This is a genomic window from Tardiphaga sp. 709 (assembly GCF_032401055.1).
Taxonomy (GTDB): domain Bacteria; phylum Pseudomonadota; class Alphaproteobacteria; order Rhizobiales; family Xanthobacteraceae; genus Tardiphaga.
On record NZ_CP135529.1, the window covers coordinates 267,958 to 282,565 of the forward strand.

A 14,608-nucleotide genomic window follows, 5' to 3' on the forward strand; every position below is an offset into this window, starting at 1 on the left:
GTGAAAACGCGATAGGCTGGGCAAGCTGTCATCGGTTTTCGGAGACTGCAGATGCCCGGCACCCGCAGAGTTCATCTGAACGATAACATTCGCACCGAACATCTGAAATGTTCGGGCTGCAGGACCCAAGTTTATTTGATCAAGATCGAGTCGGACGACGAGGGCGGTGAAATTCGCACCTTTGGCTGTCCACATTGTGCCGCGTCGAAATCGCTGCGTTTGGCGCCGCGCCGGCAAAACCTCAAGCCCGCTGAACTCGTTGCGGACCAGGTCGTCTGCTGATCGAACGACTACAGTCGGTCGACGCGCAAAAAGAACGCCCAGATGATGGAGAGGACGGCGGCTATGACAAGCCATGACGGGTTCATGCAGAATATGTCGCCGTAGCGGCACACCTGCATCGCCCATCCGCTGTTGTTGATACTCGCTGCGTAAAACACACCGGCAGCGACCGTCAGAATGCTCGCGATCATGAACATGGGACGCTCCAATAATATTGGCGCCACACTGTTCTGCATTCTTGAAGCAGCCGTGAATCGAATCGACGAAAGTCGGGGGCTTTGCGCATTTTTGATACGCGCACTCCAGCCCGATACCGTCGCGGATCCGCTTGAGGCTTTGTTAACCGCGAGTCGCCCAGAGTTCCCGATGGGGATATTGCGACGTTGGGGAGGCCCGATTTGGCCAAATACGAAACGACGAAATACGCGCAGATGCGCCGTTGCCGGATGGCGCATCTTCATGGCGAGTTGATCGATGAGCGATTCAGCGACGATGCCGACAGCGTTTTCGTCAACGGCTATGTGCACGCCGTTCGTCCGGATCTGACCTGCTGGCCACTGCGCTGGACGATCACCGTGGAGCCGTATCCGGTCGAAAGCCGCGTTTTGGCGATGACCGGCTGACCGGCGTACATCCAAACAAAAAGCCCTCGCTAGCGAGGGCTTTTTGTTTGGATGGGTTCTGCAGCGATCAGTAGCGCGCGACCGACGGGCCGCCGAAATGATAGTTCAGTCCGCCGCGTACCGTATTGGTCTTCAGGTCGATATCGTGGGCAATGATACCGGTTGCAGCGCCTGGTCCGGTGAAGGTCGGCGCCGAGACCGATTGCTTGCCGAAATCGGTATGGAGATATTCGACCTTCGCCGACCAATTTTTGGTGAACGCGTGTTCGATACCGGCGCCGATGGTCCAACCTGCCACGGTCTTTGACAGTGACGCGGTTTCGTTCTGGCCAGTCGTGTCGGTGAGCGAGGATGCGAAATTCAACTCGGTGAGCGCGAGGCCGCCGGTTGCGTAGAAAAGCGTACGATCGACCGTGTAACCAACGCGCGGGCGCAGCGTGACCAGCCAATCACTCGTTATGGAATTTGTGGTGGTGAACGAACCGCCGGCCGGGAACGGCGCGGTGAAACCGCGCGACTGCTTCAGGCCGAAATAGTTCGCGTCGGCCTCGACGCCGAACAGCCAGCGGTCCACCTGATGATTGTAGCCGACCTGACCACCGCCGGTGAAGCCATCGGGATTGAGCCGCGGCGAGGCAGCCGCAATCGCCTGCTGGTTTGCGATCGGGGCGGTGCCGTTGACGAAAGCGTTGGCGACGTTGCTCTGGCCCCAGGAACCGCCGGCATTGCCGCCGACATACCAGCCGCCCCAGCTATAGCCTGCTTCAGTCGTCGCGGGCGTCTTGGTCCAGACGCGCGACTGCAGGTCGGCAGCAGCGGCATTCACCGCGCCCGACGCTGCGATGATCGCGGCCAGCCAAAGGGTTCGCATCCAGGACCTTCCATCGCTCTGAAGATATTGAGCGAATTCGACACAAGCTTTAGCTGGAAACGCTGACCTTGGCTGTCACCGGTGGGCAACAGAAGCAGAACAATACCTGAGTACGGCAGCAAAAAGCCCGGCCGTTGGGCGGCCGGGCTTTCCGTAACTTGATGTGATCAGTAGGCGCAGACGTTGACGGTCCGGACGCGCGGCCCACGGCGGGTTTCCACCACGCGGCGCTGCAGGCAGCCATCGGTCAGGCCGCCGACATAGAAGGTGGGCCCGCCATAGAAGGCGTGGTGACCGTAGCCACCCCATCCGCCGTGCCAGCCACCGACATGCCAGCCGTGGGCCGATGCAGCGCTGGGGGCGAGGGCGGCTGCACCGAGCGAGACTGCAGCGATCAGTCCGAGGGTTACTTTGCGAAACATAGATCTTCTCCATTGGGTGGGCGCGCGAGCGCTTTGCTGTGTCCCTGCCCATCAGTCGCTACCCTCGTCGGGCGCGTTCAAAGCGGTTCTGGAGAATCGTGTTTCAGTCTTGTTTCGTCGGAGACAGCTTTCATCGAAGCCGAATATCTCGATCAGAGCAGCGCAGTGGCTGCAGGCGCACCAACTAGCTGAGTTGCGAGATGGCTGAGCGGCGGTGCCGCGAAATCGTCGCGCGCTTAGAAGCGGGCGCGGTAACCGTCATAGGCGTGAGCGGCCAGAATGCCGGCGCTGAGAAATCCGAAGAGTGCAGTGACGGTCTCAATCATCGTGGTGGTCCTTATTCCCCCGCGAACTACAGACGGCACGGGGGGCCGCACAGTCAAAGAGATTCGCGGTCGGCTTTTCATTCGGAGCTGTAGTGATGCGTCGTTGCAACATTTTACGCGGTTGCGCGGAGTGATCGCGGCGCAACGGCGATGACAATGCGGCGCCGGCGAGGCGACGCCAGCCCGGCGCAGGGTTAAAGGGCGCTGAAGGCGTATCTGCGCGGGCATGATGAGGCGACATGGGGGATGACCGAGTCGCAGCAGTTCACCTCAGTGGATTTTTTGCTTACATACGCTTCAAGGAATCGCGCCGGTTGTCTCGCTCCCCGAGCCGCAGGATCGGACGTCGCAAGTGAGGATCTCCAGTGGCCGATACGTTCAATAACGAGATCAATGTCGGGCCGCCCCCTGTGCCGCTGCGCAAGCGCAGGTCGTTCGGCCCGTTCGGAGTTGTCGCCGTGCTGTTGATACTCGCTGGCGGCGGTGGATATCTCTGGCTGAACTACCACGACGCACTGACCGACATGGCACAGGCCGTGACAGGAAGCACTGGCCCCAGAGATAGCGCCCCGGTGTTGGCCAGCGCGGCGGAGGGCGGCGTCAGCGCGACTGATTTCGCGGCGTTCCAGCAGCAGACCGGAAGCTCGATCCAGGCTGCTACCGAACTGCTGACGGCACAGCAGACAGAGTTGAAGCGCCTGTCCGATCAGATCCAGGGCCTCACGACCCAGGTCGTTGGACTAACCGCCAAGATCGACACGCTGCAGGGCAGGGGCGTTCTCGCAGCTCCGGCTCCAGCCGCTGTGGCGCCAGCGCCCATGGCGGCAGCTCCGGCTGTGCCAGTGGCCGCGCGCCCGGCACCCACGGCGCCGCGCAAGCGACCCGCCGATCGTCCCGCCGGTGCCATCTCGGTCGGCGGCGCTCCGCTCCCGGCGGCGGCACTGCCGCCGCGGTGATCCCTGAAGCGGCCTAACGCGTCTGGGGCCGTCGCGTTTTTTTGGGCGGACGATGGCGGCTGAGATCGGGCGGCCCGCCGACGACCTTGGTTTTCACGAATTCGCATTTGGGGCAGGTGAAGGTGCATTTGTCGCCACCACCGGCATCGGGCTCACTACGCAACAATGTCATTCGCGCCCGGCACATCGCGCAGCGCGGCGGCTTGAGAGCGCCGAGTGTTTCAGCGGGCGTCGTTGGCTCGGATTGATCGATCATGTCGTCCGACGAGGATGATGCGGCAAATGGCGGAAGGGGTGGGATTCGAACCCACGGTACCCTTGCAGGCACGGCGGTTTTCAAGACCGCTGCCTTAAACCACTCGGCCACCCTTCCGTCGTGGGACAGCGCTTAGCAAAGCGGCCTGCCGAGGGAAAGAGAGGATTGCGCCGGGGCGGCTGTCCGGGGCTGAAATCATCGGCACGGGGATTCCCTTGGGCCGGTCGGTGCCGGGCGCCGGGCGTGCTAAGCAAAGCCTGACGATTCTGAGGACGGAGACCGACATGGCAAACCCGACACCGCGCGCCGACGCCTTGCGTGCGATGCGCGAGGCCAAATTTGAAGCCGCGCAGCGGCTGATCAAGGAGGTCGGCAAGGCCGCCGCGCCCGCGGAGAGCAAGCCCGCGCCTGCGGCGAAGAAGGTGGCTGCCGCGAAGCCTGCCGGGAAGCCGGCTGTCGAGGTTGTGGCGGTCGAGACGCAGGGTTCAGGGCCTCAGGCTGCGGACGTGGCGCCGGTCGAAGCTCCGGTTGCCGAAGCCAGACCTGCAAAGATCAAGGCACCTAAAGAAAAGCCGGCCAAGGCAGAGGCGGCCAAGGGCGCCGCCAAAAAGACCGCCACCAAAAAGAGTTCCGCCAAGAAGGGCTAGCGGCCAGCGGCATTCCGCCCGGAATGCAGGGCGGACCGAGCCTAGATTTCGCCTGAGATCGCGCCTATATCTGGTTCGTCGCAAGACGATGGCGCTGAACCTCTCAATGGACTGCGGGCAGACCCGGGGGCAGTACCCGGCGCCTCCACCTCAGCAGCTCGCGATCTCATCCAGGTGAGGTCGATTTCGCCGGACGGTGAAATGCACGGGCTGCTCAGGCGGGGGCGAAATAGGATCGATGGCCGCGAAGAAGTTGTGAATTGTGCTCGGCATGATACCGCCGTTATCGGGTCAAAACCTAAATGCAAACGATAACGTTCGCATGAACGAAGTGCGCCTCGCGGCGTAACCGTTCGGGGTAGGTCCACCTTGCAACAGAACGGCCATGGCCGCGTCAACCTTCGGGTTGGCGCGGCTTTTAATTTGCAGAGTGCTTTTAGTTTACGGTGTCGGAGAATGGCGCTTCCGTGCGCTCAGTGCCTGGTCTTGCCGGTCTGTAGGAACGGCTGCCGCGCATTTTCGTGTTTCTGATAGAGCTCGAGCCAGCGCCGGTCTTCGGCATGGGCCCATTGTTCGAGTGAGATCCCAGGCGGGCGGCCGTGACCGATGGTGCCGTCAAGGCGGGTGAATTCCGCAGTCTCTTCCACGGTCAGCCCGATCAGCACCCGGATGCCCTGGTCATTCAACTCATAGCTGTCGTCATCGTCGATCATGCCGGCAATTGAGCAAGGCTGCAGATGCGGTCAATGCAATTACCGGTTTAACCTAACCAATCAACCTTACCGGCAGCATGTGCGTCTGATAGTCGGTAGCTATCCATCGTCACGATGCGATGGTGCCCCGCTTGGTTGCCAGCTCACTCGCGTCACCACGAAGCGTCGCGCGCCGAGGCTATGCTTGCCCTGGACGCACAAATTATAGCCGAAGCCACGACGCAATTTTAACAGAATGCATGCTCACATTCAGTGTCGTTCGGTCGATGCAATGGAGCAGGCAATGGCCCGCAATTTCGGCGTTCCCCGACAGTTCCGCCCGCGGGCGCAGGCGTCCGCCTGGCCGCTATGGGTGATGGCTTTCGCAGTCGTCGCCGTGATCAATGCAGCGACATTCCTTCCCCATTAGCGGGAGCAGGTGGCTGATCACTCGGCGCTGCATTCGGCAGGCGCCACGACGCGAGCACATATAGCTTCATGCTGTTGCGGAAGCGCGATGTGACGGCGGTAAAGATCGCTTGGGGATATTCGGCCCAGATGGCGATCTGGTAAAGCGTCACGATCAGGTGGCCATCGCGAAACCTGTACTCTCCCGCACCGGTGATCCCGCCGCAGTCCGTCCTTGAAACGTCCATCTCCATCCCCAAAATCCTGCCGCAAGAATCCCGCCAGGAATCGCGTCGGCGCGTTCTGCTATCAGATCAAGATCGTGCGTGATCGTTCAACTAACAAATAGTTGAAACGGACGGGGGAGCGAGTTGCGGAAATTAATCTCCGTTAGCGGCGGGCCGCAAATTCAAAACAAACCGCAGCGGGGATCTTAAAAATCATCACGTATTGCTGTGCCCAACGAGAATGCCGGGGGCTTTGTGGTGATCGAGACCTTGTTGTTGCTGAGTGTTGTTGCCGGTGTCGGCGGCCTGCTGGTGCAGGTCTATCGCTGGCGTCAGGACGTGCTGTACGGCCCGTATATCCGCCGCGAGTGGTACGATTGATCGTGCGAGACGTAACTTGAGGGAGAACTCCGCGCGCCGTGGCGGCGCGGGGAGTGATGATGGATCGTCAGGTCGTCACTTCAGTGACGAGTTGATCGACGTGAACTTGCCATTGAGCTTGGTACCCATGCCGTTGATGACGGCAATGATGGCCAGGGCAATGCCGGCAGCGATCAGTCCATATTCGATGGCCGTAGCGCCGGATTCGTCTGCGATAAATCGCTTAATCATGTTTTTCATAGTGAACGGACGCTATAGGCTCCGTCTGAATCCGGGGTAAATACGTACGCGCCGATCCCGAAAAAATAGCTTTTTCCGGAAGTCGTTAGACGCAGTTACGGTGGCATTTCACCGGACGGCGCAAACCCTTACGCGCTGTGTGTGCAGCGCGAGATGATCACCCGTTGTACGGGCCAAAATACGACATCCTCTGTTTACCATACCGGGGCTCTCCCCATTTTCGCCGCGATCCGGCTGCGATATATTCACCACTTGATGCGGAAGTGGGTCGCATCGGGGATTGTGGCCGTGGGGATGCCCGGAGATGGGCAGGCGGCCGCTGGAATGGTATTGGGGCGTATGGGGATTCGTGGGTCAAACCGACTCGGCCAGGCTGTTCAGGCAGCAGCGGCCATCAGCGCCTGTCTGGCGCTGGCTAATTGTTCCTCCTCCACCACCAGCTTCAGCCGCCTCGATCCGAAATATGGCGTCTCGAGCAGTCCTCGGGTCGTCGGGATGGGCGAGCCGGTTCCCAAGGGCGGCGGCACCTACCGTGTCGGCAAGCCCTACACCGTCGCCGGCAAGCTCTATGTGCCGGAAGAAAACATCAATTACCGCGCTGAGGGCATCGCCTCCTGGTATGGCGACGCGTTCCATGGCCGTCTGACCGCCAATGGCGAAGTGTTCGACATGGCCTCGCTCACCGCGGCCCATCCGACGCTGCCGATCCCGAGCTATGCCCGCGTAACCAACGTCTATAACGGCAAGTCGCTGATCGTTCGCGTCAACGATCGCGGCCCGTATCACGGCAACCGCCTGATCGACGTCTCGAACAAGGCCGCCGAACTGCTCGAATTCAAAGGCAACGGCACCGCCAAGGTCCGCGTCGAATATGTCGGCCGCGCGCCGCTGGAAGGGTCGGACGATCGCCAGCTCGTTGCCACGCTGCGCACCGGTGAGCCGGCACCGTCGCCGTCGCTGGTGCGTGTCGCCTCGGCGCGCTCCTTCGTGCCCGACATGCAGGGTGGTCGCGTCGTCTCCCGCGATATTCCTCTGCCGGAGGGCCGCCCGTATTCGCTCGGCAATACCTCGGCCGATATGGCGTCGATCCGTTCGACGTCGGAAATGTCGGCGTCCAGTCGCATGCGCACGGCATCGGCGCCGCGGATGACCGAGAACCATCGCGCGGTGTCATATGAGAGCAACGCCGCTTATGCTGCGCCTGCCGAGCCGGATGACGGCACGGTCGATGCGCGCGGCGCCCAGGCGATCCTGTCCGGCCGCGGTCTCTACTAAACCGGTTCGTCGTTCACGACAGACACCAGACGGGCGCAGCATGGCGTCCTGATCTGCGTTGCACCTTCGCGTTGTTTGCCATCGGTGATCCTGTTAAGACCTGAGCACTCAGGACAGCACATGGCATCTGGCTCCATCCCCTTGAAACGACCGCAATTCGCCGCGCGGAGCTGGCGGACGCTTCTGGCTGCCCTGGTGACGTTTGGCGTCGCCTTCGGCCCAACAGCGCAGGCTGCGAACCAGAGCGTGCAGGGCGCCAAGAAGGTCGTCGAGGACGGCGGTTACGACACCGATGCGCCGACCGCGATCCTGATCGAGGCCGGCTCCGGCAGCGTGCTGTTCGAGAAGAATGCCGACGAGCTCCGCGCGCCCTCCAGCATGATGAAGCTGATGACCGTCGAACTGGTGTTCGACGCGCTGACCCGCGGTGATATCAAGCTCACGGACGAATACCGCGTCAGCGAGAATTCCTGGCGCAAGGGCGGCGCGCCGGCCGGCGCATCGACCATGTTCGCCGCGATCAACAGCCGTGTGCCGGTCGCCGATCTCTTGCGCGGGGCCATCATCCAGAGCGGCAACGACTCTTGCATGATCCTGGCGGAGGGCATTGCAGGCGGCGAGGCGGCCTTTGCCGAGAAGATGACGGCACGGGCGCGTGTGCTGGGCATGCCGAAATCCAACTTCGCCAATTCCAATGGCCTGCCGGACCCCGGCAACAAGATGACGGTGCGCGAGCTCGGCGTTCTCGCCCGCCACATCGTCCGCACCTATCCTGAATTCTACAAGCTGTTCGGCGAGCGCGAATTCACCTGGAACAAGATCCGTCAGCAGAACCGCAATCCGTTGCTGGCGACGCTGGACGGCGCTGACGGTTTCAAGACCGGCTACACCAAGGATGGCGGCTACGGCATGGTCGGCTCGGCCATCCGCGACGGCATGCGGCTGATCGTGGTGATCAACGGTCTGGACGATCCGGACGATCGCGCGACTGAAGCGAAGAAGCTGCTGGAATGGGGTTTCAAGAATTTCGAGGCGCGCACGCTGTTTGCGGCAGACCAGACCGTCGGTTTCGCCAAGGTGTTCGGCGGCGAGAGCCGTTCGGTCGCGCTCTCGGCCAAAGAGCCGGTCAAGGTGATGGTGCAGAAGAACGGCAGCGACAAGCTGATCGCCCGCGTCTTCTACAAGGGCCCTGTGCGTGCACCCATCGAGCCCGGTCAACCGGTCGGCGTGATCAAGGTCTGGCGCGGCGCCAATATCGCTGTCGAGACGCCGCTCTATACGGCGGCTGCCGTCGGCACCGGATCGACCATGCGGCGCGCGGTCGATGGCGCCGGTGAACTGGTGATCGGGCTGTTCCGCGCCGGCGCCGAGAAGCTCTGAGATGGCGGATACGCACACGACATCGCCGCCGCGCGGCCGCTTCGTCAGTTTTGAGGGCGGCGAGGGCGCCGGCAAATCAACGCAGATCAAGATTCTGGCCGATCGGCTGGAGGCCGAAGGCAAGCGCGTCATCGTCACCCGCGAGCCCGGCGGTTCGCCCGGTGCCGAGATCATCCGTCATGTGGTGCTGTCGGGCATGGGCAAACTGCTCGGCCCCGAAGCCGAGACGCTGCTGTTTGCCGCCGCGCGTGACGACCATGTCCATGCGGTGATTGCGCCGGCGCTGGAGCAGGGCATCTGGGTGCTGTGCGACCGCTTCTCGGATTCGACGCGGGCCTATCAGGGCCGGCTCGGGCATGTCTCGCCGGAACTGCTCAATGCGATGGAGCGTGTCACCATCGGGCGGCTCAAACCGGATCTTACCGTCATTCTCGATATCCCGGTGTCGATCGGCATGCGGCGCGCAGCAGCGCGGCGTGGCAATGATGTGCCCGACAGGTTCGAGGCCGAGGGCATCGCCTTTCATCAGGGGCTGCGTGACGCGTTCCGGCAGATCGCAGCCGATGAACCGCAACGCTGCGTGCTGATCGACGCCAATGCGGATCCCAAGATCGTATCGAACAATATCTGGGGCGTGTTGCGCCGACGCCTTCTGACGCCGTCGAACCACGAGGTCACTTCGGCATGAGCGCAAAGTCATCCGAGCAAACGATCTCGGTTCCGCATCCGCGCGAGACGACCGCGCTGTTCGGTCATCAGGATGCCGAGGCCACGCTGCTCAATGCCTATCGCGGCGGTCGCATTCCGCATGCCTGGCTGATCGGCGGCCCGCAGGGCATCGGCAAGGCGACTTTGGCCTATCGCATGGCGCGTTTCGTACTGGCGCATCGCGATCCCGCATCACCGCAAGTGCAATCCGCAACATCGCTCGGTCTCGATCCCTTGCATCCGATCGTGCGCCAGGTCGCCGCCGAGTCCCATGGCGGTTTGTTGACGCTGGAACGCTCGCTCAACGACAAGGGCGTGATGCGCACGGTCATCACCGTCGATGAGACCCGGCAAACCGTGTCGTTCTTCGGCTCGACCGCCGCTGTCGACGGCTGGCGCGTCTGCATCGTCGACACCGTCGATGAGCTGAACGCCAATGCTGCCAACGCGCTGCTGAAGGTGCTTGAAGAGCCGCCGTTGCGCTCGCTGTTCCTGCTGGTGACACATGCGCAGGCGCGCGTGTTGCCGACCATCCAGTCGCGCTGTCGCAAGCTGGCGCTGCGTCCGCTTTCCGTCGCCGACGTTACCCGCGCCACGTCGCAGGCCGCCGAGATCGAAACCAGCGATCCCTTGCTCAAAGAGGTCGCGGAAGCCTCAGAGGGTAGTGTTTCCCGTGCTCTCAATCTGCTCGGCGGCGGTGCGCTGAAACTGCACCAGCGCACCGCCTCGCTGCTGAATACGCTGCCCCATGTCGATCCACGCGAGCTGCATGCGCTGGGTGATGCGCTGGGGACCAGTGACCGTGTCGCGCTCGGCGCCTTTGTCGACAGTGTCGACCGCTGGATCGGCGAGCGCATGCGGGCCGACGATGCCAATGCCAACGCCAATCTGCCCCGCCTTGCGCGGCTGGCGGAGGTATGGGAAAAGATCAACCGAGCCGCGCGCGAGACCGAATCCTACAATCTCGAGCGAAAACCGCTGGTTTTCTCGGTGTTTGGACTGCTCGCGGAAGCAACGCGCTGATCGCTGCGAGACTGGTTTCAGCCGATCCGCGCTTCACCAAGATCGTCTTATTCAAGGTCCGTAAAGTCAGCCATGACATCTGCAACCGATGCAACCCGACCGGCGTATTTTCTGACAACGCCGATCTTCTATCCCAATGGCGTGCCGCATATCGGTCATGCCTATACGGTCATGGCGACCGATACGATTGCCCGCTTTCAGAGGCTCGACGGTTACGACGTTCGTTTCCTGACCGGAACGGATGAGCATGGTCTGAAGATGCAGCAGACCGCCGTCAAGGAAGGCCTGACACCACTCGAACTTGCCGACCGGAATTCTGCGCGTTTTCGCGAGATGGATACCGCGCTCAACATTTCCTATGACGACTACATTCGCACGACGGAGCCGCGTCACGAGCGCGCCTCCCAGGCGCTGTGGGTCGCTCTGGAGAAAGCCGGCGCTATCTATCTCGACAAATATGCGGGCTGGTACTCGGTTCGCCAGGAAGCCTATTTCGACGAAGCGGAAACAACGCTCGGCGACGATGGTGTCCGGCGTGAGCCACTCGGCTCACCGGTCGAGTGGACCGAGGAGGAAACCTATTTCTTCCGTCTGTCCGCCTACCAGGACAAGCTGCTCGATCTATACGCGCGCGTTCCGGACTTCGTGTTGCCGCGCGAGCGCCTGAACGAAGTGACGAGTTTCGTCAAAGGCGGTCTGCAGGATCTGTCGATTTCGCGGACCACGTTCGACTGGGGCATCAAGGTGCCGGGTGCGCCCGGCCATGTGATGTATGTCTGGATCGATGCGCTCACCAACTACATCACGGCAGCCGGCTATCCGGATGTCGATGGCGACAGCTTCAAGCGCTATTGGCCTGCGAACCTGCATGTGATCGGCAAGGATATCGTTCGCTTTCACGCGGTGTATTGGCCTGCATTCCTGATGGCTGCAGGGGTCGCAGTTCCGCATCGCGTCTTCAGTCATGGATTTCTTCTCAACCGTGGTGAGAAGATGTCGAAGTCGGTCGGCAACGTGGTCGATCCGATCGGCATGGCCCAGCAATATGGCGTCGATCAGATGCGCTATTTCTTCATGCGCGAAGTCTCGTTCGGGCAGGACGGCAGCTACAATCACGAAGCCATCGTCAATCGGACCAATGCCGACCTCGCCAACGATCTCGGCAATCTTGCGCAGCGCTCGCTGTCGATGATCGCCAAGCAGTATGGCGGCGTGCTGCCCGAGCCCGGCGACTTCAGCGATAACGACAAGGCCATCCTGGCGCAGGCCGACGGCATGCTGGAGCTCGCGCGTAGCGCCATGGCGACGCAGCAGATCCATCAGGCGCTGAATGCGGTCTGGGCCGTGGTTGCCGAAGCTAACCGCTATTTCGCGGGTGAGGCGCCATGGGCGTTGGCCAAGACCGATCCGAAGAAGCAGGCCACGGTACTCTACGTGACTGCCGAAGTCGTGCGGCAGGTCGCGATCCTGGCGCAGCCGGTGATGCCGGCGTCTTGCGCCAAGCTGCTCGACGTGCTCGGCATCCCCGAAAGCGAGCGCGACTTCACGGCAATCGCGACCCGCATCAAGTCCGGGACGCAACTGCCGACACCCACCGGCGTGTTCCCACGCTATGTCGAGCCGCCGGCTGCGAGCTGAGTTGACGCAATGCTGGTCGATAGTCACTGCCATCTCGATTTCCCCGACTTCGCCGAAGACCTCGACGGCATCGTCGCGCGTGCCGAAGCCGCTGGCGTCGGCAAGCTCGTGACCATCTCGACGCGTGTGCGGCGCCTGCCGGCGTTGCTCGCGATCGCGGAGCGCTTCCCGAACGTTTATTGCTCGGTCGGCACCCATCCGCACAATGCCGACGAGGAAGACGGTATCTCCGCGGATGAGCTGATCGAACTGACCAAACATCCCAAAGTCATCGCGCTCGGCGAAGCCGGTCTTGATAACTTCTACGAGCACGGCTCATCAGGCGCGCAGGAGCGCGGCTTTCGCGCCCATATCGCCGCCGCCCGCGCGACCGGATTGCCGCTGGTGATCCATACCCGCGAAGCGGATGAACAGTGCGGCGCCATTCTCGCAGACGAGATGGCGAAGGGCGCGTTCAAGGCCGTGCTGCATTGCTACACCGGCGGACGGGAGCTGGCGATGAAGGCCATCGACATGGGTCTGTCGATCTCCTTCACCGGCATCATCACCTTCAAGAAGTCACAGGAGCTGCGCGATCTCGCGGCTGAGCTTCCCGCTGACCGCATCATGGTCGAAACCGACGCGCCGTATCTGGCGCCCGGCAAATGGCGCGGCAAGCGCAACGAGCCATCTTATGTGGTCGAGACGGCGAAGGTGCTTGCGGAAACGCGAGGCGTGTCACTCGAAGAACTGTCGCGGCAGACCACAGAGAACTTCTTCCGCCTGTTCAGCAAGGCGCCGGCATGACGCTGGTGCTCACCATTCTCGGCTCGGGATCCTCGGCGGGCGTGCCGCGCCCGGCGCTGGGCTGGGGCGCCTGCGATCCCGCCAATCCAAAAAACCGTCGCCGTCGTTGTTCGATGATGGCGGAGCGGATCGGGCCCGAGGGCGTCACGCGTGTGGTGATCGACACCTCGCCGGACCTGCGCGAGCAGCTCATCGACGCCGATGTCGATGATATCGATGCGGTGTTCCTGACGCATGAGCATGCGGACCAGACCCACGGCATGGACGACCTCCGCTCAGTGGTGCTGAAGCGTCGCAAGCGTATCCCGGTCTATATGAACGCCTCCACGGCGACGGATATCATGCTGCGCTTCGGCTACTGCTTTCAGTCGCCTCCTGGCAGCGACTATCCGCCGATCCTCGATCGCCTCAGCATCGAGGCCGGCGAGAGCCAAACCATCACGGGGAAGGGCGGCGACCTGACGCTGACACCGTTCCTGGTCCAGCATGGCAATATCCCGGCGCTCGGCTACCGCATCGACAACACCGCCTATACGCCCGATCTCAACGACATCCCGGAAGAGAGCTGGCCGGCGCTCGAGGGTCTCGATCTCTGGATCGTCGATGGGCTCCGCTATACGCAGCATCCCAGCCATTTCAGCATCAGTGATGCGCTGCGCTGGCGCGACCGCTTCAAGCCGAAGCGGACGGTGATCACCAATATGACGGCGGATGTGGATTACGAGGCGGTAAAGGCGATCCTGCCGGAGGGTGTGGTCCCCGCCTATGACGGGATCAGGCTGACGGTGGAATAGCCTGCGCGGCGAGCGCTTTCATGGCGGCGTTCCCAAGGATCACGACGCCGGTCTCGCGGTGATGCAGGGCGATCTCGACAGCGATAGAACGGCCGATGTCACGCTGATCGACATTGCCGAACCGGCCCGGCACGAGTTGTCCCAGCCACTCCACCCATGCCGGAGTATGGGCGTTGCCGACGATAATGCCGGGGCGAAAGATGGCGAGGCGGGCGAAACCGACCTTGCGCAGATTGTCTTCCTTCATGCCCATGACGCGGACATAGCGAAACCGGCTTTGGGCTGTGCTCCCTACCGCAGACAGCAGGCAAAACTGCGCGATTCCGGCGTCACGGCAGCCACGCGCAAAGGCACCGACGACGCCGAGTTCAAGTTGTTTCAGTTCCTCTTCGCTCCATCGCATCGAGCCGGAGCCGACACCCACACAGCTCACGGCGCTGACCGGACCCTGGCTTAAAACTTCACAGGCAAGGGCGGCGGTGCGCTCAGCAAAGTCAGCAGCGCCAGTATCGAGAACGACGTTGCGCAGCCGCGATCGCGCGGCGACGGGCTTTCTGGTGATCATCACCACTTCACGGCATTCGGGAACTGCCAGCAGCTCCGCGACGGCTGCACCACCGACTTGGCCGGTGCCGCCAAGGACAATTGCGGCGAAGTTCTGCGTCATGGATGG

General features: G+C 62.2%; 20 protein-coding genes, 1 tRNA gene and 1 other RNA gene. 13 read left to right on the forward strand and 9 right to left on the reverse strand.

Features of this window, described 5'->3' with window-relative positions; genetic code table 11:
* Nucleotides 1–51: 51 nt before the first annotated feature.
* Nucleotides 52–282 carry a hypothetical protein gene (locus RSO67_RS01320; RefSeq protein WP_315842013.1) on the forward strand — a complete coding sequence of 77 codons (231 nt, stop codon included), beginning with the start codon at nucleotides 52–54 and terminating at the stop codon, nucleotides 280–282.
* 8 nt (nucleotides 283–290) lie between these two features.
* Here RSO67_RS01320 and RSO67_RS01325 read toward each other — a convergent pair whose 3' ends face one another.
* Entirely contained in the window at nucleotides 291–479 is a 189-nt protein-coding gene (locus RSO67_RS01325; protein WP_089264349.1) for a hypothetical protein, read from the reverse strand.
* Nucleotides 480–680: 201 nt separating this feature from the next.
* Between RSO67_RS01325 and RSO67_RS01330 the strand changes: the two genes are divergently transcribed.
* Nucleotides 681–905 (forward strand): hypothetical protein, encoded by a 225-nt coding sequence (locus RSO67_RS01330; protein ID WP_068731744.1) that lies wholly within the window; start codon nucleotides 681–683, stop codon nucleotides 903–905.
* A 67-nt stretch (nucleotides 906–972) separates the two neighbouring features.
* Here the strand turns inward: RSO67_RS01330 and RSO67_RS01335 are convergent, their stop codons facing one another.
* Together RSO67_RS01335 and RSO67_RS01340 are read right to left on the reverse strand one after the other, a co-directional pair.
* Complete coding sequence (locus RSO67_RS01335; RefSeq protein WP_315842014.1) at nucleotides 973–1,776, reverse strand: outer membrane protein; 804 nt, start codon at nucleotides 1,774–1,776, stop codon at nucleotides 973–975.
* 167 nt (nucleotides 1,777–1,943) lie between these two features.
* Nucleotides 1,944–2,198, reverse strand: a complete 255-nt coding sequence (locus RSO67_RS01340) for a hypothetical protein (protein WP_315842015.1) — start codon at nucleotides 2,196–2,198, stop codon at nucleotides 1,944–1,946.
* A 691-nt stretch (nucleotides 2,199–2,889) separates the two neighbouring features.
* Between RSO67_RS01340 and RSO67_RS01345 the strand changes: the two genes are divergently transcribed.
* Nucleotides 2,890–3,480 (forward strand): hypothetical protein, encoded by a 591-nt coding sequence (locus tag RSO67_RS01345; RefSeq protein WP_315842016.1) that lies wholly within the window; start codon nucleotides 2,890–2,892, stop codon nucleotides 3,478–3,480.
* Between the two features lie 13 nt (nucleotides 3,481–3,493).
* Here the strand turns inward: RSO67_RS01345 and RSO67_RS01350 are convergent, their stop codons facing one another.
* Together RSO67_RS01350 and RSO67_RS01355 are read right to left on the reverse strand one after the other, a co-directional pair.
* Nucleotides 3,494–3,736: a hypothetical protein gene (locus RSO67_RS01350; RefSeq protein WP_315842017.1), complete on the reverse strand. Its 243-nt coding sequence runs from the start codon at nucleotides 3,734–3,736 to the stop codon at nucleotides 3,494–3,496.
* A 27-nt stretch (nucleotides 3,737–3,763) separates the two neighbouring features.
* Nucleotides 3,764–3,853 (reverse strand) — tRNA-Ser (locus RSO67_RS01355).
* 167 nt (nucleotides 3,854–4,020) lie between these two features.
* Between RSO67_RS01355 and RSO67_RS01360 the strand changes: the two genes are divergently transcribed.
* Nucleotides 4,021–4,383 carry a hypothetical protein gene (locus tag RSO67_RS01360; RefSeq protein ID WP_315842018.1) on the forward strand — a complete coding sequence of 121 codons (363 nt, stop codon included), beginning with the start codon at nucleotides 4,021–4,023 and terminating at the stop codon, nucleotides 4,381–4,383.
* Between the two features lie 38 nt (nucleotides 4,384–4,421).
* Nucleotides 4,422–4,774, forward strand: a transfer-messenger RNA (tmRNA) gene (ssrA, locus tag RSO67_RS01365).
* An 82-nt stretch (nucleotides 4,775–4,856) separates the two neighbouring features.
* Here ssrA and RSO67_RS01370 read toward each other — a convergent pair.
* Together RSO67_RS01370 and RSO67_RS01375 are read right to left on the reverse strand one after the other, a co-directional pair.
* On the reverse strand, nucleotides 4,857–5,096 hold the full coding sequence (locus RSO67_RS01370; RefSeq protein WP_120289751.1) for a hypothetical protein: 240 nt from the start codon (nucleotides 5,094–5,096) through the stop codon (nucleotides 4,857–4,859).
* A gap of 380 nt (nucleotides 5,097–5,476) precedes the next feature.
* Nucleotides 5,477–5,737, reverse strand: coding sequence for a hypothetical protein (locus RSO67_RS01375; RefSeq protein WP_315842019.1), 261 nt, complete (start codon nucleotides 5,735–5,737; stop codon nucleotides 5,477–5,479).
* Between the two features lie 201 nt (nucleotides 5,738–5,938).
* On the opposite strand from RSO67_RS01375, the gene RSO67_RS01380 reads away from it, so the two are divergent.
* Nucleotides 5,939–6,091 (forward strand): hypothetical protein, encoded by a 153-nt coding sequence (locus RSO67_RS01380; RefSeq protein WP_158596799.1) that lies wholly within the window; start codon nucleotides 5,939–5,941, stop codon nucleotides 6,089–6,091.
* 75 nt (nucleotides 6,092–6,166) lie between these two features.
* On the opposite strand, the gene RSO67_RS01385 is transcribed toward RSO67_RS01380, so the two are convergent.
* Nucleotides 6,167–6,331, reverse strand: coding sequence for a Flp family type IVb pilin (locus RSO67_RS01385; protein ID WP_315842020.1), 165 nt, complete (start codon nucleotides 6,329–6,331; stop codon nucleotides 6,167–6,169).
* A 339-nt stretch (nucleotides 6,332–6,670) separates the two neighbouring features.
* Here RSO67_RS01385 and RSO67_RS01390 point away from each other — a divergent pair, with 339 nt between their 5' ends.
* The 7 genes from RSO67_RS01390 to RSO67_RS01420 all read left to right on the forward strand — a co-directional run bounded on the left by RSO67_RS01390 (nucleotide 6,671) and on the right by RSO67_RS01420 (nucleotide 13,935).
* Nucleotides 6,671–7,606 carry a septal ring lytic transglycosylase RlpA family protein gene (locus RSO67_RS01390; RefSeq protein WP_315844142.1) on the forward strand — a complete coding sequence of 312 codons (936 nt, stop codon included), beginning with the start codon at nucleotides 6,671–6,673 and terminating at the stop codon, nucleotides 7,604–7,606.
* Nucleotides 7,607–7,726: 120 nt separating this feature from the next.
* The gene (locus tag RSO67_RS01395) at nucleotides 7,727–8,986 is read left to right on the forward strand and encodes a D-alanyl-D-alanine carboxypeptidase family protein (protein WP_315842021.1); all 1,260 of its coding nucleotides are present in this window, start codon (nucleotides 7,727–7,729) and stop codon (nucleotides 8,984–8,986) included.
* Between the two features lies 1 nt (nucleotide 8,987).
* Complete coding sequence (gene tmk, locus RSO67_RS01400) at nucleotides 8,988–9,674, forward strand: dTMP kinase (protein ID WP_315842022.1); 687 nt, start codon at nucleotides 8,988–8,990, stop codon at nucleotides 9,672–9,674.
* Nucleotides 9,671–10,717: a DNA polymerase III subunit delta' gene (locus RSO67_RS01405; protein ID WP_315842023.1), complete on the forward strand. Its 1,047-nt coding sequence runs from the start codon at nucleotides 9,671–9,673 to the stop codon at nucleotides 10,715–10,717. The genes tmk and RSO67_RS01405 overlap by 4 nt, the downstream gene beginning before the upstream one ends.
* Before the next feature lie 72 nt (nucleotides 10,718–10,789).
* Nucleotides 10,790–12,355 (forward strand): methionine--tRNA ligase, encoded by a 1,566-nt coding sequence (metG, locus tag RSO67_RS01410; protein WP_315842024.1) that lies wholly within the window; start codon nucleotides 10,790–10,792, stop codon nucleotides 12,353–12,355.
* A gap of 9 nt (nucleotides 12,356–12,364) precedes the next feature.
* A complete protein-coding gene (locus RSO67_RS01415; RefSeq protein ID WP_315842025.1) occupies nucleotides 12,365–13,141 on the forward strand; it encodes a TatD family hydrolase in 777 nt (258 codons plus the stop codon).
* Nucleotides 13,138–13,935 carry an MBL fold metallo-hydrolase gene (locus RSO67_RS01420; RefSeq protein ID WP_315842026.1) on the forward strand — a complete coding sequence of 266 codons (798 nt, stop codon included), beginning with the start codon at nucleotides 13,138–13,140 and terminating at the stop codon, nucleotides 13,933–13,935. The genes RSO67_RS01415 and RSO67_RS01420 overlap by 4 nt, the downstream gene beginning before the upstream one ends.
* Here the strand turns inward: RSO67_RS01420 and RSO67_RS01425 are convergent.
* Nucleotides 13,916–14,602 carry a hypothetical protein gene (locus RSO67_RS01425; RefSeq protein WP_315842027.1) on the reverse strand — a complete coding sequence of 229 codons (687 nt, stop codon included), beginning with the start codon at nucleotides 14,600–14,602 and terminating at the stop codon, nucleotides 13,916–13,918. The genes RSO67_RS01420 and RSO67_RS01425 overlap by 20 nt on opposite strands.
* Between the last annotated feature and the right edge of the window lie 6 nt (nucleotides 14,603–14,608).

Coding starts and splice junctions, on each gene's coding strand:
- RSO67_RS01320 (WP_315842013.1), top strand. CDS start 52: ATGCCCGGCACCCGCAGAGTTCATCTGAACGATAACATTCGCACCGAA.
- RSO67_RS01325 (WP_089264349.1), bottom strand. CDS start 479: ATGTTCATGATCGCGAGCATTCTGACGGTCGCTGCCGGTGTGTTTTAC.
- RSO67_RS01335 (WP_315842014.1), bottom strand. CDS start 1,776: ATGCGAACCCTTTGGCTGGCCGCGATCATCGCAGCGTCGGGCGCGGTG.
- RSO67_RS01340 (WP_315842015.1), bottom strand. CDS start 2,198: ATGTTTCGCAAAGTAACCCTCGGACTGATCGCTGCAGTCTCGCTCGGT.
- RSO67_RS01350 (WP_315842017.1), bottom strand. CDS start 3,736: ATGATCGATCAATCCGAGCCAACGACGCCCGCTGAAACACTCGGCGCT.
- RSO67_RS01360 (WP_315842018.1), top strand. CDS start 4,021: ATGGCAAACCCGACACCGCGCGCCGACGCCTTGCGTGCGATGCGCGAG.
- RSO67_RS01370 (WP_120289751.1), bottom strand. CDS start 5,096: ATGATCGACGATGACGACAGCTATGAGTTGAATGACCAGGGCATCCGG.
- RSO67_RS01375 (WP_315842019.1), bottom strand. CDS start 5,737: ATGGAGATGGACGTTTCAAGGACGGACTGCGGCGGGATCACCGGTGCG.
- RSO67_RS01385 (WP_315842020.1), bottom strand. CDS start 6,331: ATGAAAAACATGATTAAGCGATTTATCGCAGACGAATCCGGCGCTACG.
- RSO67_RS01390 (WP_315844142.1), top strand. CDS start 6,671: ATGGGGATTCGTGGGTCAAACCGACTCGGCCAGGCTGTTCAGGCAGCA.
- RSO67_RS01395 (WP_315842021.1), top strand. CDS start 7,727: ATGGCATCTGGCTCCATCCCCTTGAAACGACCGCAATTCGCCGCGCGG.
- tmk (WP_315842022.1), top strand. CDS start 8,988: ATGGCGGATACGCACACGACATCGCCGCCGCGCGGCCGCTTCGTCAGT.
- RSO67_RS01405 (WP_315842023.1), top strand. CDS start 9,671: ATGAGCGCAAAGTCATCCGAGCAAACGATCTCGGTTCCGCATCCGCGC.
- metG (WP_315842024.1), top strand. CDS start 10,790: ATGACATCTGCAACCGATGCAACCCGACCGGCGTATTTTCTGACAACG.
- RSO67_RS01415 (WP_315842025.1), top strand. CDS start 12,365: ATGCTGGTCGATAGTCACTGCCATCTCGATTTCCCCGACTTCGCCGAA.
- RSO67_RS01420 (WP_315842026.1), top strand. CDS start 13,138: ATGACGCTGGTGCTCACCATTCTCGGCTCGGGATCCTCGGCGGGCGTG.
- RSO67_RS01425 (WP_315842027.1), bottom strand. CDS start 14,602: ATGACGCAGAACTTCGCCGCAATTGTCCTTGGCGGCACCGGCCAAGTC.